We start from the raw sequence: 25,082 nt of genomic DNA, 5'->3' as shown, positions 1-25,082 counted from the left end.
AAATATACTCTTTGAAAAACAAAATATTATTCTATTAACTTATTTGGATTAATAATAGGTAATATAAAATTACTTAAAGCTGTACCTTGAAAACGAGTCATTAATATTCCTCTTGAAGTTGAATATGTAATTGCAGCTAAAGCATTTCCTAATGCAGGACTTATTGTTACTGTATTGTCTTCTTCTAGCTTTGTTAATTCTTCAATATTATCTATATAATAAACATAAACAAAACTAAATGAGCCTATAGCTTCTTCATCACCTTCATTTTCTTTTTCACTTTTAGTTTCAACATTTACTGAAAAATCAGCTTTTATTAATTTATCAGGAATATTAAAACCTAATTCAAAATTTACATTGAAATTGTGTCCTTGAACTTTTTCTTCTTCAAAATCAAATGGGCTATGAATTTGCCCTTTAATGATTTTAAAATCAACAATTTCAATTTTTTCAGGTTGTAATAAATTAGCTGACATTGGCTAATGCTGTTTTATTGTTAGATTTAGATTTTTTCCACGAATTAGTATATGCTACATCAGTATTTATAGCATTATTTCTGTAAACGGTTACATATCCAGATGTTCCCATTGGTTTTCTTTGTGGAACATTAATAATTGACTCCCCAAGTTCTGCTTCAAGTTTAGCTAAAGAACGTAATGTAAAATTATGTTCTCCTACCAACCATTTATTAACTTCAGAAGGTCTTTTTTCAAGTTTATCTGCTAAATCTTTTTGGCTAAATCCTTTTGCTTTTAACAATTGATTTACTCGAACCACGATATCAGCATACAATCTTGCGAAGATTTTTGTTTCTTCCGGTGTTTCTGCTAAAATTCTTTGTGCTACTTTGCTTCTCATTGTTTTGGATTTTTAGAGGATGATTTCATCTGAACCATCATAATTAGTAAGTTTTCTATTTTTTCATTAACAATAATTGTTCCATCTTGTAAAGCTTCATTAATTCGTTTTGCGAATTCACATGCTGCTCTCCATTCTAAATGCAATGAACTTTTTTGATTTGTTGGACCATCTTTGATACCTCCATTGAAAAGTATAACTATGTTGTTTGTGATTTTTAAGGCGTATAATCTTAATGGAAATTCCGGAAAGTGGTAAGTAATATTTTCGATTGTTCTTTTACCTTGGACAGGTAATCCCTTAACTTCGTTTTCATCTCTATTGAATAATTCATCTATTGCTCCGTGATCATTACCAATTGATAGCAATACAAAAGACAACAATTCTTGATTTGCTTCTTTATATTCTGCTATTGCATCATATTTTTCAAAGAATAAATCCGTTTCATTTGTCTCGGCTTCATCATATTTTACGGTGTAAAAAGTGCATTTGGCAGCTTCATCATCCCATATTTCTAGAGCAAATATATTCACTTTATTATTAGTTTGCAAACAAAAATACACTTTTAAGTGTATTTTATGATTATTTAATATACTATTTAGTTTATTTTTTCAAATGTAAGAATACTATTTGTTACCTAAAAACTATTTTTTTATTTCTAACTTCAATTCTAAGATGTCTTCAATTTTGAATATTTCAGCATAATTTTTCATGCTACCTATTTGAATTTTTATTGGTTTAATTTCGTCATTTTCTATGTAAAAACGGAATTCTTTTTGGTATTCAAATTCAAGAGGTTTTTCAAATAATGTTATTTCTCTAGAAACTTCTTCTTTATCATAGTAATCTACAAAACCATGACTGAATTTTAAATTGTTCTTTTTGAGTTCATTTTCTATTTTATTAAAAAAAAGAGGTAAATCTTTAATCATTACTCCATGTGTCCCAAAACGCAAATTTCTTTTATCAAACTCAAAATCTAATGGATTTGGAAATCCTTTTGAAGATATTGCATATAACGAATAAATATTACCTAATACTTCTTTATGACTTTCTCTTAAATGAACTTTAACATAATTAAATTCTCTGTCAATTCCTGGTATTTTGAAAGTGCCCGGCAAAGAATTAATTACTCTTGAAACTCCTTCGTATCTATCGCCTCTCAACTCTTCATCTTCAACTTTGCGAAAATATTCAATTGTATTCATATAGATTGTTCCATTTTCGAATAAATCAAAAATGTTTTTCTCGCTACCTAATTTTAAGAATAGTTTTATTGTGTGCTCCATTTTGAAATTTCGATTTAATTTTTCTCAATTGGGTAAAAATACATTTGAAACCATCCATTTAATCTTTTAATTGTAATCTGACCAATATTGGTTTCCCAAGTTCTCCCTGGCCAATTTTCATTACTATTTATTTCACCTAGTTCAAAATATGATTTCCCATTTATATCGGAACCTAATTTATCGGCAAACAATTTTAACATTGCTTCAATTTCCCGGTGACTAATAATATAACTCCTTGACGGATTTTCTTTACCTAATATAAATAAAGCATAATTGACTTCTGAATTTGGGATTAGAATTTTATTGAAGAAATTAAAAAAATACTGATCAGTATAATTTACCCAGCCAAAACTTTCTCCACTTTCATATTTTTGTTCTTGAAAATTTTCTATTCTTTTCAATTCTTCATTTATACTTATAAAGTGGTCATCAAAACTTTTTACATTAAGAAATAAGTTATAGTATTGAATGAATTCACTCGGTTTTAAAACAATAGTATAAATACCTAATTTTTGAAATACTGCTTTTGCTTTGTGATAATTTTTATCATCATTAGTAATGTAAAATTCGCATCTTGATGCAAATGCTGAATGAGAAGCATCTTCGGTTGTATTCTTAAAAGTATTTTTTTCCTTGTCAGTTACCTTTACTTTGTCAGCTTTGAAACCATGCATATCTAACATAACATATTCATTGGTAATGTCGTTAAACCATTCTGGAGCATTTTTAGTTTTATCAAAATATTGATTAACATCAAAATGTTCTATTCCAAATTTCTTGTAAGCATTTTCAATAATATCAAAAGGATTTTTATTTTCGTTGAAGTGACCGCTGTTTACTCCAATTTGTTGAACCATATTTCTTAAATCTTTGTAGTCTTCTGTTTCATTCATATTGTGAAACATTTGACCAAAACTTTTAAAGAAACCATTCATTGTTTGGTCTTCTTTTAATCCTGGAAACATTTTGTTCAGCATTGCTGCACTTTCAGGGTTTTCAAAAGCTTCTTTAAATGCAAGGTTTAATGGTATTTAAGAAATCATATTTTTCATAGAATTTACTAATCCAAACATTGGATCATTTTCTTCAACGGAACTAAACAAACTATCAATGCTGAAATTTTGAAACATTGGTGCTTCTCTAATTCTGTCATCAAGTAATTCACCTGGTTCATATTTGCTTAATGTAACTTCTTTAGAATTATTTACTAAACACAAATCATCAGTTAAAAAAGTAATATAATCTAAATCCTCTCTAATTATTCTTTGCTCTTCTTCACTATGATTTTTTATACTTGCAAAAATATCACCAATGTGGGAAGTAGAGTATAGTAACAGAAATTTTTCTTTATTTGTTATTATGCTATTTAGCTCAGGAAAATGATTGTTTTTCATTCCTGACATAATATTCCAATCTAAATAGACTTTAATCATTGTTTAATAAATTTAAGAATTAGCAAATTATAAAATAATTCCTAATGGTTTGAATTGATACAATTTGATTTATTAACCAAGTTATCAGTTTGTTTATGAGTAAAATACATTTTATTTCATTTATGGTTACTAGGAAAATTCGAAATCCTTGCAAATAGAATATTTGTTAAGCTTTGGCAGTAAATAAAATGTATTGTCAAAAGTTAATTGTTTATTTCAATGTCGATATAGGATTTTAAATTGTATAACTCAATTTGATTTTCATAATATCCTTCTAATTGTCCAATTTCAATAAACGCAATATCATTAGCGAAAGCTTTTTCTCCGATTAGATGCTCAATATGAACGTAAACGGCTTCACGAAGTCTAAGGTTATCTTTGTGGACGATGTAGTTTTTGAGTAGCACTTTTATTCCTAAATCGGTTGGTTTGTTTGGGTTTTCAAGTGGGATGAAATACATTTCACTTATTCGTAAAGTGATGCCGTAATATTCTAGTGGTTTGTCGGTGCCGTTTTCGTATTTGATTAGATTGGTTTCTGGTTGGAGGAATGCGGTTATTTTCCAACGCTCTATAACTGGTGCATGATGAACGAGTAATTCTACTTCTTTGAATAGGTATGGATTTCCATTTGCTGTGATGATTAACTCTGCTGCATTAGTCTTGTTCTTAATGATGAGGTCTAGGTCTTTGTTGTATTGATGAAGTATTTTGATTAGTTTGTCGAAATGGGTTTTTAGTTCGTCTTTTGAGATTTCGTTTAGAAATAGGAAAACGAAGTTGTTTTGTTGGAAGTGGTTCCAGAAGTTGGTTATATGGTTCATTTGGTTATTCAGTTATTTGAAAGGTTCTCGATACAATTTTGTAAACAAAATCACTCGAACTGACGTTAGCGTTTATCTAGTATTGATTTATCATAAGCTATTAAGTTTACCATTTACTCACGCTTTGTTATTGTTTTTTTGGTGTTCGTGATTATGCAATTTATTTACGTTTGTCTTTAGCGACATTGTCGAATGCTATTAAATTGCATAATTCTCTCAATCGTGAACGAACTCGATTGCCGTAATGTTTTTCAATTTCTGTGGCTGATAAGTTTGTGGTGATGTGAGTGAATAGTTTTTTTGAAATGAATAGATCGTATCTGCTTAATAGAATTTCTGCCATTACATTGCATTCGTTTCCGAAATATTTTAGATTGTTTTCCGTTCCTAAATCGTCGAAACAATAGCTTCTTGGTTCTGATTGGTAGAGTTTTCCATTACTATATTTGTGGATTATTTGGTAGCCGTCCTGGATAAATTCGAAGCTTATATCTCGGCAAGGTTTTACAAAAAACTTGTGTTCTGTTGCTGTTAAGAATTTCATTAAGTTCATCAATGATGTTTTTCCGCAGCCGATTGGTCCGGTTAATAGGATGCCTTTTTCTAAATCGATATTGAATTGATAACAAGCTTGTTCATCTTTTAAGAAATATGCGATTAATTTGTATATTATTTCATGGTCTGTTTCTAAGATTTTGAACTTCTTACCATATAACTCTACTCCTTTTTTTTCTAGCCAAGCAATGATTTCTGGATAACTTAATGTCGTATTCATAACTATTTTACATTTTATCATTTTCTTTTGTCTTGACACAAAAGATACAATAGGACAAGACTTGGATTTTCAGCGGTCAAATTAATTCTTGAATTCTAAAAGAAAAGAACTCACTTCGTTCAGACAGCTTTTCTTTTTACGAACTCTTCGAATATTTGACACTCGCTTCCAAATCCTATGTCATTTTATATTACAAAGGTTCTGAATAGTCTTTGTCGGTTGTTGTGTTGAGTTGTTTTGCTCTGTTAGGTTGTTCTGCATTTGAAATGAATTTTGGTGCGTTAATCATCCAATTTTGTGCTGCTGCTTGCCAATCGACCATTGGTGTTTTTCCACCCACTAACCATCCGTTGCTTGAGAAGTAATTGAAAAACTTTTGTGCTTCTATTTCTGGAAAGTTGTGTTCCTGGAAGTAGGATTTGACTTCTTGCAAGTTTGGTTGAATGAAACCTTTCTTTTTTTCGCGCAACTTTTTTTCTTGGGATGTGATTTCTCCTATCGTCGAAATGACAAAATCATTATTACTTTCTTGAAAATTTTTTGCTTGCTCGTTCAAGTTTGAAACGTTTTCAATGTTTAAATTGTTTGTATTGTTTATATAGTTTATAGAAGGTACTAGTGCTTGTTCACTACTTGTTTCATCACGAGTACAAGACTTGTTTAGAGCTTGTTCAGAAACAGGTTTATTAAGTGGTTCATTTTTTGGTTTTCTTTCGTTTTTTGAATGGGTTTTAAGTCGTCTGAAAAATTGAATAAATACACATGACTTCCTTTGAATGGATTATAGGATGGTTCGTAATTGATATATCCTAAACTGTGTAAATTTTTAAGGCATTTATGATACGTTGCTTTAGAACTTATTTTACTTATTCGCATTACCTCATCACGAGAAATACTGATTGGATTTTTAAAGCGATTGCAATTCCAAAATTGGAATAAAGCTATATATAAACTCACGTGCGTTGGATTGAGTGATTTGTCTATTGCTACTTTTTCGAAAAAGCCGGTTAGGTGTTTTATGTAGTTCATTTTACTAGTGATTAGTAATTAGTGAAGAGTGAGTAGAAAAGATTGCTTCGTGCCTCGCAATGACGGTTTACTTGAATAGGGTTGGAGCTGCATTTACTTTATTTCCGTTTAGGAGTTTTTCGATGTCTGAATTGTCGTAATACATGATGCCACCAACTTTAGTATACGTTAGTGTTCCGTTGATGCGAAGGTTTTGTAAAGTACCTGGAGAAATGTTTAACAGCTTTCTGACTTCTTTGGATTTGAGCCACTGTTTTGTTTGTTGCGGTTTGGATTGAATGATTTCTTTTAAATCATTTAGAAGAAGATTACGAAATTCGTTTAAGTCTTCGATTGTGATAACTTGTACTGCCATAACTGATGTTTTAAATTGTTATGGTACAAATTTGTGAAGTTTGATTGATTTTATTTCACAACCTAAACACAAGTTGTGTACGATTTTTTTATTAAAAGACTACAAAGTGCTTTGTTTTCTAACTTTATTGAATTGAATAAATCTAAAGCATAAAATTCAATTTAGTATAGTAAGTCAAAATCATGGATTTGTAAGCTGATTCACAACCTCAACACAAGTTGTGTGTTTTTGAAATAAATTTATTTAAGAAAGAAGTTACTTATTTTCATTTTCATCTTCTAATATATGCTTTTCTAAAACTTCTGCAAGTTGATTGATGAACTTGGGACGACCTGTTTTTCTGTTTTTGATGTCAATGTAAAAACGATAAATATTTTCTTCAATATCTTGATTGAAAATTTTACCAAAGAATAAAGCTAATTCCTTTATATCAGTGCTGCCGTTGTTAATTTTTTTGGAATGGTGTAAGGCATAAATGAGTTCGACTAAATCAATTTTAGTACCAGTCCAATTAACTGTTTGTTGTACGGATGGGTGAACAGTTGAGCAATTATTTTCTAATTGTTCTATTTTATTTTCTAGATAAGTGGTTAATATATCGTTGGCAATCATTACAGCCATGTTGTAATCATGCGTAGTACATAATTTTACATCGTAATTGATCAAAGAACAATCTCTTTTTAAAATATTAGCATCACAATTTCTCAAGAAATATATATTGTCTTTATGTGAAGCTCTTGCTCTATAGTATTCATAGAACTTTCTATTCTTATTGGTGTTTTCTTGTATTAAATTTAAAGCTTCTTCATAAAATTTAATCTTATTCTTTTTTGATGTTGGTAAGTTTGTTTCTATACTTAAAACTGTTTTGTAATAGATAAGCTTGGATATAAATATAGGTTTCAAATCTTTAAAAAAATATATTTCTTCTTCTGGAGAACTAAATTTATGTTTTTTTAGCCATTTGAATAGTTCCTTACTTCTCCTTTCGATTAATTCAGTGACTTTATGTGCAATGACAATACTGTCTGAATTTGTAGTTTTAATGTTTTGATATTCCTTTTCAAATTCACTAAAAAATTCAGACAATACTCATTCATTTTAATACAATATGGGTTAGTTTGTATAAAACTTCATTGTGTTAAAAATATTGTTAAAGATGGTTGTTTTTTTAGTTATTTATATAGATAACATGTGCTTTTAAATTTTCATAGTTCTTAATCGTAATGCATTAGCAATTACTGATACAGAGCTAAAACTCATAGCTAAAGCTGCAATCATTGGAGAAAGTAATATCCCAAAAACAGGAAATAAAACACCTGCTGCTATTGGAACTCCTAAAACATTATAGATAAAAGCAAAAAACAGATTTTGCTTGATGTTTTTCATTACTGCGTGACTTAAATTTTTAGCTTTCACTATTCCTTTTAAATCCCCTTTTACTAAAGTAATTTTAGCACTTTCAATGGCCACATCTGTTCCTGTTCCCATTGCTATTCCAATGTCGGATTGTGCTAATGCTGGTGCATCGTTTATACCATCACCTGCCATTGCTACTATTTTACCTTTGGCTTGTAGCTCTTTGATGTATTCTAATTTATCTTGTGGCAAACAGCTTGCTTTAAAATCGGTTAAGTTTAGTTCAGAAGCTACTGCTTTTGCCGTATTTTCATTATCTCCTGTTAACATTATGACTTGAACTCCCTGACGCTTTAGTTCGTTAATAGCCTCTAAACTCGATTTTTTAATTGCATCGGTAATTGTGATATAACCTACTACTTTTTTATCAATAGCAATATAAGAAACTGTTTTTCCTAACTTTTGTTCTGTAATAACTTCTTGTTCAATATTTGAAAAATCTTTAATTCCTTCTAGCTCTATTAGTTTTTTATTCCCTAAGCTGACTTTTATATTGTCAATAAACCCAACAACTCCTTTACCTGTTACAGCATCAAAGTTTTCTACTTTAAAAAACTGAGTGTTTTTAGCTCTAGCAAAATTTACAACTGCTGTTGCTAATGGATGTTCACTATTTTGATTTAGTGATGCAATTTTTCCTAAAACTATGTTTTCATCTACATCTTTTACTACGATTTTTTCAACAGACGGTTTTCCTTCGGTTAAAGTTCCTGTTTTATCTGTGATTAAAACATCAATTTTATCCATTTTCTCAATGGCTTCAGCATTTTTAATTAATACTCCTGATTTAGCACCTTTACCAACACCAACCATTACTGACATTGGTGTTGCTAAACCTAAAGCACATGGACATGCAATTATTAATACTGCAATAGCATTTATAAAACCATACACTAACTTGGGTTCTGGACCGATAATCCACCAAACAAAAAATGTAATAACAGCTATGAGTACCACAATTGGTACAAAATATTTTGAAATTTTATCTACTAAATTTTGAATTGGAGCTCTCGAACGACTTGCATCTGAAACCATTTGCACAATTTGAGATAATAAAGTTTCTGAACCTACTTTTTCGGCAATCATCAAAAATGATTTTGTACCGTTGATTGTTCCAGAACTTACTTTATCCTCAATTTTTTTATCAACGGGTATAGGTTCTCCCGTAATCATTGATTCATCAATGGTACTATTTCCTTCAGTAATGATTCCATCAACTGGAATTTTTTCACCTGGTTTTACTCTAAGTATATCTCCTTTTTTAATGTCGTGAATTGAAATTACTTTTTCTTCGCCATCCAGGACTAAAGTTGCTTCTGTTGGTGCTAATTTTAGTAGTTCTTTAATAGCTCCACTAGTTCTACTGTGCGCTTTAGCCTCTAAAAGTTGACCTAATAAAACTAAGGTTAAAACTACTGCAGTAGCTTCAAAATACAAATGAACGGTGCCTTCGGAAGTTTTGAATTGGTCTGGAAAAATAGCTGGAAATAATAATCCAATACTACTGAAAACAAAAGCAACTCCTGTTCCAATACCTATTAAAGTGAACATGTTTAAATTCCAATTTACAATTGATTTCCACGCTCTTTCAAAAAACATCCAACAAGCATAAAAAACGACAGGAATTGTAAATACCAATTGAATCCAATTCCAATATTGTAAATCCATTAGTTGGTACAATGGGTTGTTAGGAATCATATCAGACATGGTAATGATAAAAATAGGCAAGGTAAAGATTGTTGCAATTTTCATTTTGTACCATAACTTTTGATAGGTTTTATCTTCTTCCGATTCGGTTGGTTCCAGTGGTACTAAATCCATTCCACAAATAGGACAACTTCCTGGCTTATCTTGAACGATTTCAGGATGCATGGGACAAGTATATTTTGTGCTTTGAATAACCTCTGGCTCTTTTACTAAATCCATTCCACAAACTGGGCAATCACCAGCTTTATCATAAATTTTATCACCCTCACAATGCATAGGACAATAATATTTACCAGCTTGATGGGTGTGTTTTATTTCATGATGTTTATGTTCTTTTCTCCAGTAGAACAACAACTTTTTTGAACAACTTCTTTTGAATTATTAATAGGTAAAGAAATTTGATATTTACTCTCTTTTCCTCCTAAAGCATTTTGTAAAACTTCTATTTCAACATGTTTTGACATGATGATTGATACTTTTTTATCTTCTTTAAAAACTTCTACTTCAGTAACATTTTCAGCATTAGATAAATCTTTTTTAACTTTGGCTTCACAACCAGAGCAAGTCATTCCTTCAATGTGGTATGTATGTTTCATATGTTTGATTTTTATTTTATACCGGTAACCTATAAAATCGCTTTTTAAATTAATAGTATTTGCTTACACACACTACTTGTTACTAACGATTTCATAATTTCGTTATTTCAATAGTACAAATTTCGAAAACTCAAGCTACTTCTGTTTGTATAATTATGGATATGATTTGTACAATTTTATAATAGATCTATTTCTTTACGTTTATTTTCTTTTAATTTTTTGAAATAGGTGGGGCTAAAACCTGTAACTTTTTTAAATTGATGACTTAAATGCGAAACACTACTGTAATTTAATGAATAGGCTATTTCAGATAATGATAATTCATCATAAAATATTAATTCTTTTACTTTTTCGATTTTTAAATTGATAAAATATTTTTCAATACTAATTCCTTCAATTTGAGAAAATAAGTTGCTTAACTTACTATAATCTTGATGTAGTTTTTCTTTCAGATAATTGGAAAAATTATCCTTTGTGTTGTTGTTTTTATTTTGAATTAAATCAATGAGACTACTTTTAATTTTTTCTATTGTTTTGCTATTTGTATCGTTCAAAATTTCGAACCCAAGTTCTTCAAGATGTTTAGATATACCTATTTTATCTTTTTGAGATATTTCGTTTTGAAAGGTTACTTCACCTAACTCAACGGATAGATAGTTAAGCCCAAGTTTTTCTAACTCAGACTTAACTACTAAAATACATCGCTTACATACCATATTTTTGATGTGTAATTTCATGAAGAATTATTTATTTTCTAGACGGTTAATCATTTCTTTCATTTGTTTGATTTCTTTTTCTTGTGCTTCAATTATGTCATTTGCCAATTTTTGTACCTCAGGATCTTTAAAACTTGCATTACTACTAGTCATAATGGCTGAGGAATGATGTGGAATCATCGCTTTCATCCATTGAATATCACTTATTGGAGTTTGAGTTCTTAATAGTAATAAAGTTCCTAAAAAAGTGATTGTAGAAAAGACTATAATACTGTAGTTTAGTTTTTTATTGGGATACATTTTCCACATGAATAATAGCATACTAATTGCCATTGAAGACACCATTAATGTTGTCATGTAAACTCTAGTAATACTGTTGAAAATATGATCGAATTCGGCAACGTTTAAAAACATTACTAAATACATAATTACAAAAGATACTGCTATTATAATAGCAAATTTCGGATAGGGATTTTTCTTTGAATGTTGTGTAGTGTGTTCCATGATTTATTTATTTTATATTATTTAAAATTAGTGCATTAGAAGTGAAGTAAATTATAACATTTTGCTTTTTTTATATTTTAAATTGATTTTGTTTTTATAGTTACGTTATTATGAAAAAATCAATTTACTATTTAATACTATTGCTTAGATTTAAAACCTAGTCATTAGCCCAACACCTACACCGAATCGATTATCATAACTACTAAATGCTGAAAAATTTCTTGATAGTATGTATGATGCACCTGCACTCCATACTGTTTCAGAACTATAGTTTCTATTTGATGGAAGATTATTTACAATTCCTAAATCTAATTGGTATTCATAATATCCGAAAATAGACAATTTAGGAAAAATCATTATACTTCTTCCTAAAGAAAATCTAGGTCTCAATTCATTGTCAATCCTAGCGTCCAAACTAAATAAGTAAGGAGTTAAAAACCTTATACCAGCAACAGCAGTTGTTTTAAATTGGTCTAAACTTTTTTCATTTTCATTTTCGATGTTAACACCTCCAAAAACTCTTAAATAATCGTGTAGGTAACGTTCATAAGTAAATTCAGTTTCTAAATTTTTATTCCAACCATATTCAAGTGAAGCATTAAATTGATTTCTTAAATTTGATGTCATTAAATTAAATCCAGTTGTATGGGATGCTGCATTAATCATTCCCCAGGAATACCATTTATTTGTTTCGTTAATTAATTTTTGTTCTGGGTATTCCTTCATTTTTGGATTTCTAGGTGTATCATAAGAAACTATTCGTGCCATTCCACCCATCATGTGATAAAGTATATGACAATGAAAAAACCAATCGCCATACTCATCACCATTATTTCCATAAAATTCAATGACCACCTTTTGCATTGGTGGAACATTAACGGTATGTTTTAAGGGAGAATAATCACCATTTTCATTAATAACTCTAAAAAAATGACCATGTAAATGCATAGGATGGTGCATCATCGTAAGATTATTAAAAGTGATACGCGTGACTTCTTTACTACTTATTTTGATTTTATCTGCTTCAGATAAAGGTACACCATTTAAACTCCAAATGTATCTATTCATATTTCCGGTAAGATTCAACAATACTTCTTTTACAGGAACATTTTTATCGTAATTTGTTTTTTCTGGAGATTTTAAGTAATCGTAATTATATTCTGCATACATATCCATTCCTTGCATTTTATCGTCATTTTCCATTTTCATTCCGTCCATTTTAGAATGATTCATATTCATAGAATCTTTGGATTTCATGTTGTCCATTTTCATTCCTTCCATTTTATCCATATTCATTCCAGACATTCCTTCCATGTGCATTCCGTACTCGTCTTTCATTTCAAAACGCTCGTCCTTGTTGGGTTGGAATTTTAAGGCATGCGCACCCATTTTCATTTTCATTTTAGACATTTTTTTCATCATGCCAATTTTATCTGGTTTTGGAATTTCCGTTGCTGGTAAAACAGTTCCCTTACCTAAATATGCTGTTGCAGTTCCAGAACCATCTTGTGCAGTGATTTTATATTCAATTTTCCCACTTTCTGGAATAATTACAATAAAATCATAGGTTTCTGCAACTGCAATAAATGTTTTATTCTTTTTAACTGGCACAACATCATTACCATCAGCAGCAACTAAAAGTGGTGTTTCACCTCCAAAAGTCATCCAAAAAGATGTTGAGGCTGAACCGTCAATAATTCTCAATCGTACTTTTTCACCTGGTTTAAATTCTGGATATTCAATACTTTGCTTACCATTAATTAAAAATGCTGGATAATAAACATCTGCAATATCAGCACTTTCCATTCTTTGTCTCCAAAAATTTAATTGAGCACTAAAACCTCCACGTGCAATTACTTGATTTAATGGAGTAGCAGTCCCTTTTTTGATGTTATACCATTCGTTACCTCGTTTTAAGTTTCTCAAAACATTCATTGGCTTTTCATTTGTCCAATCAGATAAAACTAAAACCAAATCTTTATCATAGTTTAAAATTTTGGTTTTAGGTTTAATGACAATGGATCCATAAACACCACTTTGTTCTTGTAACATGGTATGCGAATGATACCAATATGTACCAGATTGTTTAATTGGAAACTCATATTTTTGTGTCTGACCTGCTTCTATGGGAGGAGTATTTAAATAAGGAACTCCATCGTAAAAATTAGGTAATAGCAACCCGTGCCAATGTACAGAAGTTTCTACACTCATTTCATTTTTAACGTAAATCACAGCATATTCACCTTCTGTAAACTCTAAAGTTGGCCCAGGTATTGTACCGTTAACTGTCATTCCTTTTACCTGTTTTCCAGCTTTACTAACCAATTCTTCTTTTAAAGTAATGGTATATTCATGCACTGGTAAATTGTCTATATTTCCTTCCTCTGATTGACCAAAAATTGAATTTAAAGTAAATAATAATAAGATAATAATATATTTAATTTTAGTCATAGTTTTTGTTTTATAATTATAATTTCATTCAATTAGTGTCTATTTCATTAATCCAAGCTATAATTTCTTTTTTTTGATTATTTGAAATAATGGTATTTTTATGAATAAATGTATACGAACTTAAAGGCATCTTGTTATCTTTAATTTGACTAACAATGGATTTTAATTTACTTTTTTTTCTTCTGTTTGAGTAGTTATCCCATTCACTAAAGTTTAATTCTGCTTTACCTTCTTCGATATGATTTTCTAAAAACCAAGCTACAGGCTGTACTGTATTGTACCACGGATAGGACGTGTTATTACTGTGGCAATCGTAACAAGAAGTTTGTAATGTAGCTTTAATATTATTAGGCACATTATTAACTATCATAAAATCAGTATTGGGTACACTTTCACTTTGATTGCGTTTTGTGGGAATAAATTGAATTCCCACAAACACAATCAGTAAAATCAGTAAGATGATTTTAGAAATTTTCATTTAGTTAATTTGCTTTTTTATAGTTCCACATTTTAGCATTTTTGAACCAAAATATGGGTTTTTAATTTCTTTCACTTCACTTAACCAAGATGCTCCTTTATTATTATTTGCCATTGGGCAAAAATCTTGATACACAACTTTATCTGTTCCAAGAAGTGCTACTATATCTGTAATATCTATACTTAAAGCTTCGAAGTGCTCTCTTTGATGATCGATAGGACTTTTTACAATATGCTCTGCATGTTCTTTTGCACTTTCTGCAATTTCCATATACTCTTTATGTGTTTCACCTGATAATTTTGACATATCAAATTTAGAAATAGCTGTTAAAAGAGAATTTCCTCCATTTGCTGTTTTCTCTTTACTGTCTGCTACTAAACCATTTTTGATTTCAAAATAAGCATCAAGTATCGCTGAAGTAGCAGTGTTTTTTGAATTGTTTTGAGTGATTTCACTTTCTGTACTTTCGCTATTACCATGGTCATGTCCTTCTTCATGATTCATCTCTGAATGATCATGTGCTTCAACAGCTTCTAAATCCATTCCACATTTTGGACATGAACCTGCTTTATCATACATTTTATCTCCTTCACATTTCATTGGACATGCATATTTTGTATGATTATCACTCATTTCATTATGCATTTCCTCTTTTTGATCTTCTTGTTTGTTGTCTTTACAAGAGATTGTTACGCTTAATAACGCTACTGCTAAAATTCCGATTACTTTTTTCATGATTTAAAAATTTATTAATTTATTTAATTGTTTCTTTTACTTCTCCACATTTTATCATTGAAGCTCCAAAATATGGATTAACTACTTTATTCTCTTTACTTAACCAATTTGCACCTTTATCACTATTAGCCATAGGACAAAACTGAACGTATGCACTCTCAGTTAAAGGATTAAAAGCTTTTGTCATTGCTATCATAACATTTGATATAGGTTCAAAAGTCATTCTTAATTCTTTAATGTTTTTAATATGTGTAGCATGAAGTGTCTGTTTTTTCAACTCTGTTTGATAATTCATCCATACTTTATGAGATTCTCCTTTAAATACGCTCATGTTTATTTTATTAAAAGATTTTTCAAATGCTAACAAAGCTTTTTTAGCTGAATTAAAATCGTCTTTTGTTAAGGCATCTTTAAATTCAAAATAATCTTTATATAATGGTTGTAAGCTCTTTTTGGCTTCTGCACTAATCGTTGTTTTGTCTGCTTTTAATGCTGCTTTTTTATCTTCATTCATTGGCATAGAAGAATCCCCATGATTGTGGCCTGTATTTACTTTTCCGCCCTCAAGATTCATCATGCTAGGTTTTCCTGCTAATTGTGCAGCTGCATCTACATTAAAAGTACCATTTGCTACTATTTCTTCACCAACTTTTAAACCTTCTTCAATTATGTAGTCATTTCCTAATAATGGTCCTAATGTCACTTCACGTAGTTTGAATGTTATTCCCTTATCGGTTTCATTTTTAATATAAACAATAGAGCGTTTTCCTGTCCACATTACAGCTGATTTAGGAACACTTAATGTCGCTTTATTGCCAACTACTTTAGTTTTTAAAGTACCCGTTGCAAACATTTCTGGTTTGAATTTTAATCCAGAATTAGCTACCTCAACTCTTGCCTTCGCGATTCGTGTCATTGGGTTTATAAATGGGTCAATAAATGCAATTGTTCCTGAAAATGTTTCTCCTGGAAAAGATGCTACTGTATAGTTAATTTTATTTCCTTTTTTAACCCAACTCATATCCGATTCGTAAATTTCAAAAAGTACCCAAACGGTTGACAAATCAGCAACATCATATAAGGTTTGCCCTTTTTGAAGATAATCGCCAAGCTCTACATTTTTCTTAATAATATATCCTGAAACATCAGCATAAATAGGAAATCTATCTTGTGTTTTTCCTGAAGAAATAATACTGTTTATGGTAGCGTCTGAAACTTTCCAGTTTTTCAATTTCATTTTTACCGATTCAAATAATTGTGGCTGAATTTCTTTTACACTATAGGCTTCAATAAGTTCTTGTTGTGCACTAGCTAGCTCTGGAGAATACACATAAGCTACTACTTGACCTTTTTTTACATATTCACCTACAAACGAAACTTGAATTTTTTCGATTCGACCAGGTATATGTGATGATTGGCTATAAACGGTTCTTTCATTAACTTCAACTTTTCCATTAAGTGAAATTTCTTTAACACCATCGGTATTTCCTACTTTATAAGTAGAAATTCCTGCAATAATCATGGCTGATTCCGACATACTAATTGCGTCTGGGTCAATATCTTCATTACCAGCTTCTAACGGGATTAAATCCATTCCACATATAGGACAATCACCTGGTTCTGGCTGTCTAATTTGTGGATGCATAGAACAGGTCCATGTTTCTGTTTTTGATGAAGCATCTGTTTTATTTTCATCTTTTTCTTCAGAGCTTCCACCAAATAACAAAGCTCCTAATAATAGCCCAACTAATAAAGTTACTGCTAATAGTATTTTTGTTTTTTTATCTATGTTCATGATTAAAATTGTTTTGCGGTTAAATAATCTAATTCTGCTAATTTTACATGAAAAGTACTTATACTTGACAATTGCAATTTTTGATATTTTAAAAGCTCTTGTTGCATACGTAATACTTCTTCAAAATCTTTATTGGCGTTACTGTAGTAGGCAAATAATAGACTTAAACTTTTGGATAGTGTTATTACTTGTCCTTCATATAATTTTAACAAATCTCTTTCTTTTTGCAATTCAAAAACAAGTTTGTAATAGGTTCCGTTCAATTTGTTTTCATAAGCTTCTTTTTGAAAAGAATAATTTTCCTGCATTAATTTTGCTTCGGTAACTGCTGCGTCGTATTTTTTTCTAAAAATGGGCAAACTAACTGTAACCATAGGCATAATAACATCTTTACCCGAATCTGGAAAATTATTCATTCCGTTACCTACAAAAACATAATCTAAACCAACACCTAATTTTGGCAAACCTTGCTTTCTGGCTACTTCAATTGTAGCTTCCGAAGCTTGCTTTTTTAATTCTAGTTCTTGTAGTATAGGGTTAGTAGCTATTGAATCTTTACGATATTCTATGGGTAATTCTATTGTTTCTATTTTTTTAGAAACAACAATTTTTTCATCATACTTTCTATTTAGAATACTGTTGAACCAAGATGTTAATGCGGGTTCTTTTTTATTTAAAATTTCTAAATTAGTTTGAGCATCTTTTATCATAATATCCACACGCAAGACATCTACTAAACTTCCTTTACCATTTTCAAATTTCGCATTGGCAATGTTTTTGTATGATTCTAGAATTTTGATGTTTTCTTGTTCAATATCTTTTAGTTTTAATAGCTCATACAAAGGATAATAAGCAGTAGCAACTTGAGAATACAATTGATTTTTAGCATTTAAAAAGGCTTGGTATTTACTTTCTGCCATTAAAGTTGCTGCATTTTTTTGAGCTTTTAAAGTACCAAACCAAGGAAACATTTGAGTTAGTGAAAACCTCATGTTTTGAGGGCCAAGTCTTGTTTCTACGGGTGAAATAAAATACCCCATTGAAAGATTAGGATCGGGCAAAGAACTCACTTGTGGTATTTTTTGCATGGCTGCTTCAAACTCTTTATACTTTGCTTTTAATTCAGGATTATTTTCTGCCGCAATAGTATAATAGTCGTTTATAGATTGCCCTACAACATTATATGCCATAAATAGAATTGATATTATTAGTATTTTACGCATTTCTCTTTTCTTTATTTTTAATTACTGTTTCTCTCCAATACGCTTGTAATACTGGCACTACAAACATGGTCATAATTTGAATGGTCATTCCTCCAAAAGTTGGAATAGCCATTGGGATCATAATATCTGAACCTTTCCCTGTTGAGGTTAAAACAGGAAGCAAAGCAATAATTGTTGTCGCTGCTGTCATAACAGCAGGTCTAACTCTCATTTTACCGGCTTCTACTACTGCATTTCGAACTTCAGTAATGGTTTGAGGATTTTTCTCTTCAAAAACTTGATGAATATAAGAGCCCATGATTACTCCATCATCGGTAGCGATACCAAATAATGCAATAAAACCTACCCAAACGGCAACGCTTAAATTGATGGGATGCATTTGAAATAAATCGCGCATGTTTACATCTGCAACAGCAAAATTCATGAACCAATCTTGTCCGTATAACCATAGCATTATAAATCCACCTGCAAATGCAACAAATACTCCAGAGAAATGGATTGACGATGCAATAACAGTCTTGAATTGAAAATAAAGTAATAAAAAGATAACGATTAAACAAATAGGAATTACAATTGAAAGTCTTTTCATTGCTCTTATTTGATTTTCATAACTTCCTGAAAATTTATAATTTACACCTTGAGGCACTACCAATTCGCCTGAATCAATTTTAGTTTGAATTGCTTTTTGAGCATCATTTACTACATCAACTTCGGCATAGCCATCATTTTTATCGAATAAGACAAAACCAACCAGAAAAGTATCTTCACTTTTAATGGCTTGAGGTCCTTTTTTATATTCAAACTGAACTAATTGACCTAACGGAATCTGTGCGCCAGTAGGAGTAGCTATTAATATTTTTCCTAATGCTTCAGGGCTATCTCTTAATTCTCTAGGATAGCGAACTCTTATAGGATAGCGTTCTCTTCCTTCAACAGTTGAAGAAATTTTCATTCCTCCAATTGCTGTTTCAATAGCTTGTTGAACATCTTCTATATTTAAGCCAAATCGAGCAATTTTTTCTCTATCAATATTTAAATGTAAATAAGGTTTTCCTACGATTCTATCAGCAAAAACAGCTTCGCTTTTTACAGAAGGAACTTCTTTAATAATGGCTTCTAATTCTAATCCAAATTCTTCAATAGTTTTTAAATCGGGACCAAAAACTTTTATTCCCATAGGTGCTCTCATTCCTGTTTGAAGCATAACCAAACGAGTTTCGATAGGTTGTAATTTAGGAGCTGATGTAACACCAGGTATCTTTGATGCTTTTACAATTTCATTCCAAATATCATCTGGTGATTGAATTATATCTCGCCAATTTCTATAGAAAGTACCATCATCATCTGGAATAAGGTTTTTAATCGAAATAGCCTGTTTTAAAGCCTCATCATGTGAAAGACTATCACCAGATTTTGTAATGAAACGTCCTTTATTGTCTGTCTTAAATCGCATTCGATGCCCATCAGGATCTAAAATGAATTCTGGTTTATAATTGATAATATTTTCATACATAGAAATAGGAGCAGGGTCTAAAGCACTTTCTACACGTCCTAATTTACCAACAGCCATATCGACTTCGGGAATATGATTCAAAATCATATCTAATTGACCAACCACTTTTCTGTTTTGTTCTACACCTGCATGAGGCATTGATGTAGGCATTAATAAATAACTACCTTCGTTAAGCGTTGGCATAAACTCGGAACCAATGCCTGGAAAAGTATGAGATGGAACTGACCATGCTTTAGTTTCTCTAATATTCCAACCTAATTTATCAAATCCTTTAGCTACAAAACCAAACGTACTTTCAAAACCTATCCATACCAACAAACCGAATAGTAATGTTATCATTGGTAATAACATGAATTTGCCCTTATTTTCTAAACACCAACGAAGTACTTTTTCGTAGGAACTTACAATATATAGGAGTGCACCTATTATTATTCCTAACAAAACAATTACAAATAGATAATTACCTATAATACTTATTTGCGGGCCTAATGGCATCCATTCTTCCGTAAGGAAAAAAGAAACAATAAATAATACTATTGCTAAATTAAAATGTTTTGTATAGGTTTGGAATTTTTGAGGAATTCTGTGATTGAACAAGTCATACATACCCATAAAAGTTAATCCCAATGGAATCCAAATTTTGAAATAAATACTTAATAAAATACCTCCTGAAATAAATACATATGACCAGAAACGTTTTATTCTTTTTTATCATAATCAATCCCAAATAAATAATTAGCTAAAGAGGGAAGCACTACAATTCCAAGTACAAAAGCTCCTAAAAGAGCAAAGGTTTTAGTAAATGCTAATGGTCTAAACAATTTACCCTCGGCAGATTCCATTGCAAAAACAGGAATAAAACTAACTACCGTAGTTGCTAAAGCAGTTGTAATAGCAGAAACAACTTCAGTAGTTGCTTCATAAATTACTTGCATAAGTTTTGCCCCTTTTGCCCCTTCATTATGTGGCATTTCGAGATGTCGAATAATATTTTCGACAAAGACGACTCCAACATCTACCATTACTCCAATAGCAATAGCAATACCGGATAATGCAACAACATTTGCATCTACACCAGCATAACGCATGACAATAAAAGTCATTAAAACACCAACGGGTAATAAACTGGAAATTATTAAAGAGGCTCTTAAATTAAAAACTAAAAGCAAAACAACAATAATACTGATTAGAACTTCATGAGAAAGTGCTGTTTCTAACGTTCCTATTGTTTCATGAATTAAATCTGTTCGATCATAAAAAGGAACAATTGTTAATTGACTTACAACACCATTAGCTAATGTTTTTTTAGGTAAACCAGATGCAATTTCACTAATTTTAGATTTTACACCATTAATTACTTCTAATGGATTAGAGCCATATCGTGCAATGACAACACCACCAACCACTTCAGCACCACCTTTATCTAAAATTCCTCTTCTAGTTGAGGGTCCTAATGCAACTACACCTATATCTTTTATTCTTATTGGAACATTATCTTTAACTGCAACAACAGCCAATTCAATGTCTTCTACTTTTTTTACATATCCAAGACCTCTAACTAAATATTCGGCCTGGTTAATTTCAATAGTTTTTGCACCAACATCTTTATTTGATTTTTGTACCGCAGTCATTACTTGCATCAAACTAATATTGTAAGCTTTTAATGCATCAGGATTAACGTCTATTTGGTACTCTTTTACAAAACCTCCGATAGATGCTACTTCTGAAACTCCTTGCACAGCATTTAATCCATATTTAATATAGAAATCTTGTGCTGTTCTAATTTCTTGTAAATCCCATCCACCTGTTGGATTTCCATCTTTATCTCTTCCTTCAACTGTGTACCAATACACTTGCCCTAATGCTGTTGCATCTGGTCCAAGTGATGGTTTTACATTTTCAGGTAATAAACTATTAGGTAATGAATTTAATTTTTCAAGTATTCTGGATCTAGACCAGTAGAATTCAATATCATCATCGAAGATTATATAAATACTTGAAAAACCAAAAATAGAATTACTTCTAATGGATTTTACACCTGGAATACCTAATAAATAAGTAGTCAAAGGATAAGAGATTTGGTCTTCAATATCCTGTGGTGATCTACCTTGCCATTGTGTAAAAACAATTTGTTGATTTTCACCAATATCTGGAATAGCATCAACCGCAACTGAATCAGAAGGAAGGAAAGGTATTTTCCAGTTAAACGGAGCTGTGGAAATACCCCATAAAATTAGAACCATCAGAATAAGAACAGTTACTAATCTATTTTCAAGGAAATATTTAATTATTTTATTTAACATCTGAATATAAAATTTATAACCATAGAAATATTATTTACCAAATATTTTGGCAATCAAGTTTTCAATATTCCTCTAAAGTTTTTTTGCTCTAGAGGAATAGGTTAATTACAACTGATTAAAGCACAATTACTCGCGGTCATACTGACAACAACCCGGAAGGTTGTCGTAATCCTCATCTTTTGCTTTGGCAAGTTCTGAATCATATCCAGCTATAGCTATACGCTTTGCTATTTCTTCTTTATTTGTTTTAGATTCATCGTATGTTACTGTTGCTATTTTAGTTTCTTTGTTCCATACTACTGTAGCAATATCATTGATGTTTCCTGCTTTTTCTATCGTTTTTTTACACATTCCACAATTCCCTGAAACTTTAATTTCCTCCGTTTTTGTGTTTTTTGTTTGTGCATTTATAGTGGTAGATAACAATACTGTGATTGCTATCATTATTTTTACTAATGATTTTTTCATTTTATATGATTTTAGTATTCAAAAAGAATTTTTCTTGAATGATTTTTTGAAATAAATTTAAATTGAATAGCAGCTATGATAAATTAAATAAGCATGTTAAACATGATAATTTAAGATTCAAAAGTCTGTTATAAAAAATAGCAAATGCTATAAATTTGACATAAGTATGGCTGTCAAATTTTAAATTTAGCTTATTTTAGGTATAAGCCATATAGAAGAATAACCATCTGACGGTAAGTTTACAGTATGGTAAAATTTTGTTTTACTTGTAGAAAAATCAAAATTATTATTTGTAAATTCTATTTCATTAAAGAAAAAAGCAATGAAACTAACAGAAGAAGTTGTTGTGCAATTTGAGTGTCCGCAACTTCCATTACATCCTTCATCATCCATGCTGTTGTCACAACAGCTTTTTTCTTTTGTATTAGAAGTAGAAACTTCTTTTTCACAAGATTGTTGATTGTCACTACCACATGCAAAAGAGCTGTTAGGAATAAAAAATATACCTAAAAGCAATATTATTATGATGTATGACTTTTTCATTTTTTGTTAAAAAACGTATCAAAGTTAATCAAAATAAATTAATTTTTATAAAGAAAATGTTAATAATACAATCAAAACTTCATTCTTTGTATTCTAACAGCGTTTAATATTGCTAATAAAGCGACTCCTACATCGGCAAAAACCGCTTCCCACATCGTAGCTAAACCACCAGCACCTAGAATTAGAACTATCGCTTTTACTGTAAAAGCTAAAGTGATATTTTGCCAAACAATTTTCTTGGTTTGTTTTCCAATGTTTATTGCTATTGGAATTTTTGAAGGTTTATCGTCTTGAATTACTACATCAGCCGTTTCAATTGTTGCATCACTACCTAAACTTCCCATTGCTATACCCACATTGCTTAAAGCGACTACTGGTGCATCATTAACACCATCACCTACAAAAGCTACTGTTTGGTTTTTAGCTATAATTTCTTTGACTTTATTTACTTTATCTTCTGGTAATAAATCACCAAACGCATTTGTAATTCCTAATTTTTGAGCCACAAATTGTACCACGTTATTTTTATCTCCACTTAACATAGTAGTTTTGATTCCTAATACTTTTAGTTTATCGATAGTTCGCTGTGCATCTTCTTTTATACTATCTGCAATGGTTAAGTAACCGACAAATTTATTATCATACGCCACTGCAATCAGTGTATACACAATACTTGATGGATCAATATCATATTTAATAGAAAACTTATCCATTAATTTAAAGTTTCCCACTAAAAGTTCTTTACCATTTGCACTAGCTTTTAAACCGTGTCCAGCTATTTCTTTAACTTCCTTAAGACTGATTTTACTATCTATTTCTCCAACAAAATCATGAATAGCTGTAGCTACTGGATGTGTACTTTGGCTTTCAATAGCGTTTACTAATTGAAGTATTTCTTTTTGGTCAAATTCCGATTTAAAAACTACTTCTTGTACTTTAAAAACACCTTCTGTCATGGTTCCTGTTTTGTCCATCACTACGTTTTGAATAGAAGCCATTACGTCTAAAAAATTACTTCCTTTGAAAAGGATTCCGTTTTTAGAAGCTGCTCCAATTCCACCAAAATATCCTAATGGAATACTAATAACTAATGCACAAGGACATGAAATTACCAAGAAAATTAAAGCTCTATACAACCAATCGTTAAAAACATAATTTTCTACAAAAAGCATTGGCACTAAACATATTCCAATTGCTAAAAACACCACAATAGGTGTGTAGATTTTAGCAAATTTTCTAATGAATAATTCGGTTGGAGCTTTTTTAGATGTTGCTTCTTGCACCATTTCAAGAATTTTTGATAATTTACTATCTGTATAAGCTGTTGTTACTTTAACTTGAGAAACCGAATTCAAATTAATCATTCCTGCTAAAACTGTTTCTCCTTTTAGTTTTGAATCTGGTTTACTTTCTCCCGTAAGAGCTGCTGTATTGAAGGAAGCTTTATCTGATATTAATTCACCATCTAGTCCTAATTTTTCTCCAGCTTTAAGTTGGATTATATCTCCAATTTTAGCACTTTCGGCTTTTATTGTTTTGGCTATATTATTTTTTATAATAGTAACTTCATCAGGTCTTTGATCTAATAATGATTTTATATTTCTTTTGGCTCTTTGTACTGCCAATGATTGAAAAATTTCTCCAATGGCATAAAATAGCATTACCGCTACACCTTCAGGATATTCACCAATAGCAAAAGCCCCTATAGTAGCAATAGACATTAGTAAAAATTCAGAGAATACATCACTTTTACGAATACTTTGTATGGCTTCTTTTATAACTGGGAGTCCGACTGGTATATAGGCTGCAACATACCAAACTATTCTAACCCAACCCACAAACCAAGATTGGGTAAAATAATTATCAAAACCAATAGCCAACAATAATAACCCGAAACTTATTATTGCTGGTAAAAATAATTGGAAGGTAGATTTTTCTTTAGAAGTATGGTCATGATCATGTCCATCATCTTCTGCATGTTCCTCTTCTGCTTTATTGATTTTTTCTTCAATTCTACAGCATTCTGCAACGTCTTCTATTTGGTGTGATTTTTTATCTGTCATAGTAA

22 protein-coding genes and 2 pseudogenes are annotated in these 25,082 nt (G+C 30.6%); all 24 read right to left on the bottom strand.

Annotation, left to right across the window (positions count from 1 at the left end):
- Positions 1 to 26: 26 nt before the first annotated feature.
- Positions 27 to 476, bottom strand: a complete 450-nt coding sequence (locus GCU34_RS00450; protein ID WP_072780850.1) for a hypothetical protein — start codon at positions 474 to 476, stop codon at positions 27 to 29.
- Positions 466 to 858, bottom strand: a complete 393-nt coding sequence (locus GCU34_RS00445; protein ID WP_072780852.1) for a helix-turn-helix domain-containing protein — start codon at positions 856 to 858, stop codon at positions 466 to 468. The genes GCU34_RS00450 and GCU34_RS00445 overlap by 11 nt, the downstream gene beginning before the upstream one ends.
- Complete coding sequence (locus GCU34_RS00440; protein ID WP_152378317.1) at positions 855 to 1,391, bottom strand: hypothetical protein; 537 nt, start codon at positions 1,389 to 1,391, stop codon at positions 855 to 857. The genes GCU34_RS00445 and GCU34_RS00440 overlap by 4 nt, the downstream gene beginning before the upstream one ends.
- 111 nt (positions 1,392 to 1,502) lie before the next feature.
- The gene (locus tag GCU34_RS00435; protein ID WP_152378316.1) at positions 1,503 to 2,147 is read right to left on the bottom strand and encodes a hypothetical protein; all 645 of its coding nucleotides are present in this window, start codon (positions 2,145 to 2,147) and stop codon (positions 1,503 to 1,505) included.
- 14 nt (positions 2,148 to 2,161) lie between these two features.
- Complete coding sequence (locus GCU34_RS00430) at positions 2,162 to 3,112, bottom strand: hypothetical protein (RefSeq protein WP_072780860.1); 951 nt, start codon at positions 3,110 to 3,112, stop codon at positions 2,162 to 2,164.
- A gap of 66 nt (positions 3,113 to 3,178) precedes the next feature.
- A complete protein-coding gene (locus GCU34_RS13530) occupies positions 3,179 to 3,580 on the bottom strand; it encodes a hypothetical protein (RefSeq protein WP_072780863.1) in 402 nt (133 codons plus the stop codon).
- 203 nt (positions 3,581 to 3,783) lie between these two features.
- Complete coding sequence (locus GCU34_RS00425) at positions 3,784 to 4,404, bottom strand: hypothetical protein (protein ID WP_072780877.1); 621 nt, start codon at positions 4,402 to 4,404, stop codon at positions 3,784 to 3,786.
- A 160-nt stretch (positions 4,405 to 4,564) separates the two neighbouring features.
- Entirely contained in the window at positions 4,565 to 5,179 is a 615-nt protein-coding gene (locus GCU34_RS00420; RefSeq protein ID WP_072783353.1) for a P-loop NTPase family protein, read from the bottom strand.
- 190 nt (positions 5,180 to 5,369) lie between these two features.
- Positions 5,370 to 5,735, bottom strand: a complete 366-nt coding sequence (locus GCU34_RS13720; protein ID WP_227658699.1) for a hypothetical protein — start codon at positions 5,733 to 5,735, stop codon at positions 5,370 to 5,372.
- A 104-nt stretch (positions 5,736 to 5,839) separates the two neighbouring features.
- Positions 5,840 to 6,208, bottom strand: coding sequence for a hypothetical protein (locus GCU34_RS13715; RefSeq protein WP_227658698.1), 369 nt, complete (start codon positions 6,206 to 6,208; stop codon positions 5,840 to 5,842).
- 67 nt (positions 6,209 to 6,275) lie between these two features.
- Positions 6,276 to 6,563 carry a helix-turn-helix domain-containing protein gene (locus GCU34_RS00410; RefSeq protein WP_072780883.1) on the bottom strand — a complete coding sequence of 96 codons (288 nt, stop codon included), beginning with the start codon at positions 6,561 to 6,563 and terminating at the stop codon, positions 6,276 to 6,278.
- A 255-nt stretch (positions 6,564 to 6,818) separates the two neighbouring features.
- Entirely contained in the window at positions 6,819 to 7,652 is an 834-nt protein-coding gene (locus tag GCU34_RS00405) for an RteC domain-containing protein (protein WP_072780886.1), read from the bottom strand.
- 111 nt (positions 7,653 to 7,763) lie between these two features.
- Positions 7,764 to 10,285 (bottom strand): annotated as a pseudogene (locus GCU34_RS00400) (heavy metal translocating P-type ATPase).
- 176 nt (positions 10,286 to 10,461) lie between these two features.
- The gene (locus GCU34_RS00390) at positions 10,462 to 11,022 is read right to left on the bottom strand and encodes a helix-turn-helix domain-containing protein (protein WP_072780892.1); all 561 of its coding nucleotides are present in this window, start codon (positions 11,020 to 11,022) and stop codon (positions 10,462 to 10,464) included.
- Between the two features lie 6 nt (positions 11,023 to 11,028).
- Entirely contained in the window at positions 11,029 to 11,505 is a 477-nt protein-coding gene (locus tag GCU34_RS00385) for a DUF305 domain-containing protein (RefSeq protein WP_072780895.1), read from the bottom strand.
- Between the two features lie 150 nt (positions 11,506 to 11,655).
- Positions 11,656 to 13,956, bottom strand: coding sequence for a multicopper oxidase domain-containing protein (locus GCU34_RS00380; protein WP_072780898.1), 2,301 nt, complete (start codon positions 13,954 to 13,956; stop codon positions 11,656 to 11,658).
- Positions 13,957 to 13,984: 28 nt separating this feature from the next.
- A complete protein-coding gene (locus tag GCU34_RS00375) occupies positions 13,985 to 14,434 on the bottom strand; it encodes a heme-binding domain-containing protein (protein WP_072780901.1) in 450 nt (149 codons plus the stop codon).
- Entirely contained in the window at positions 14,435 to 15,169 is a 735-nt protein-coding gene (locus tag GCU34_RS00370; protein ID WP_227658697.1) for a DUF3347 domain-containing protein, read from the bottom strand.
- Positions 15,170 to 15,188: 19 nt separating this feature from the next.
- On the bottom strand, positions 15,189 to 16,964 hold the full coding sequence (locus GCU34_RS00365) for an efflux RND transporter periplasmic adaptor subunit (RefSeq protein ID WP_072780904.1): 1,776 nt from the start codon (positions 16,962 to 16,964) through the stop codon (positions 15,189 to 15,191).
- 2 nt (positions 16,965 to 16,966) lie between these two features.
- Entirely contained in the window at positions 16,967 to 18,187 is a 1,221-nt protein-coding gene (locus GCU34_RS00360) for a TolC family protein (protein WP_072780907.1), read from the bottom strand.
- A pseudogene (locus GCU34_RS00355) lies at positions 18,180 to 22,003 on the bottom strand (efflux RND transporter permease subunit). The gene GCU34_RS00360 and the pseudogene GCU34_RS00355 overlap by 8 nt, the downstream one beginning before the upstream one ends.
- A gap of 126 nt (positions 22,004 to 22,129) precedes the next feature.
- Positions 22,130 to 22,471 carry a heavy-metal-associated domain-containing protein gene (locus GCU34_RS00350; protein ID WP_072780912.1) on the bottom strand — a complete coding sequence of 114 codons (342 nt, stop codon included), beginning with the start codon at positions 22,469 to 22,471 and terminating at the stop codon, positions 22,130 to 22,132.
- A gap of 186 nt (positions 22,472 to 22,657) precedes the next feature.
- Positions 22,658 to 23,014, bottom strand: coding sequence for a hypothetical protein (locus GCU34_RS00345; protein WP_072780916.1), 357 nt, complete (start codon positions 23,012 to 23,014; stop codon positions 22,658 to 22,660).
- A gap of 71 nt (positions 23,015 to 23,085) precedes the next feature.
- A complete protein-coding gene (locus GCU34_RS00340; RefSeq protein ID WP_072780918.1) occupies positions 23,086 to 25,077 on the bottom strand; it encodes a heavy metal translocating P-type ATPase in 1,992 nt (663 codons plus the stop codon).
- Positions 25,078 to 25,082: the final 5 nt, after the last annotated feature.

Origin of the sequence: Flavobacterium haoranii (genome assembly GCF_009363055.1) — a bacterium.
GTDB lineage: Bacteria > Bacteroidota > Bacteroidia > Flavobacteriales > Flavobacteriaceae > Flavobacterium > Flavobacterium haoranii.
The sequence above is the reverse complement of the archived record's forward strand: the minus strand, read 5'-3'. Positions and strand labels throughout refer to the sequence as shown.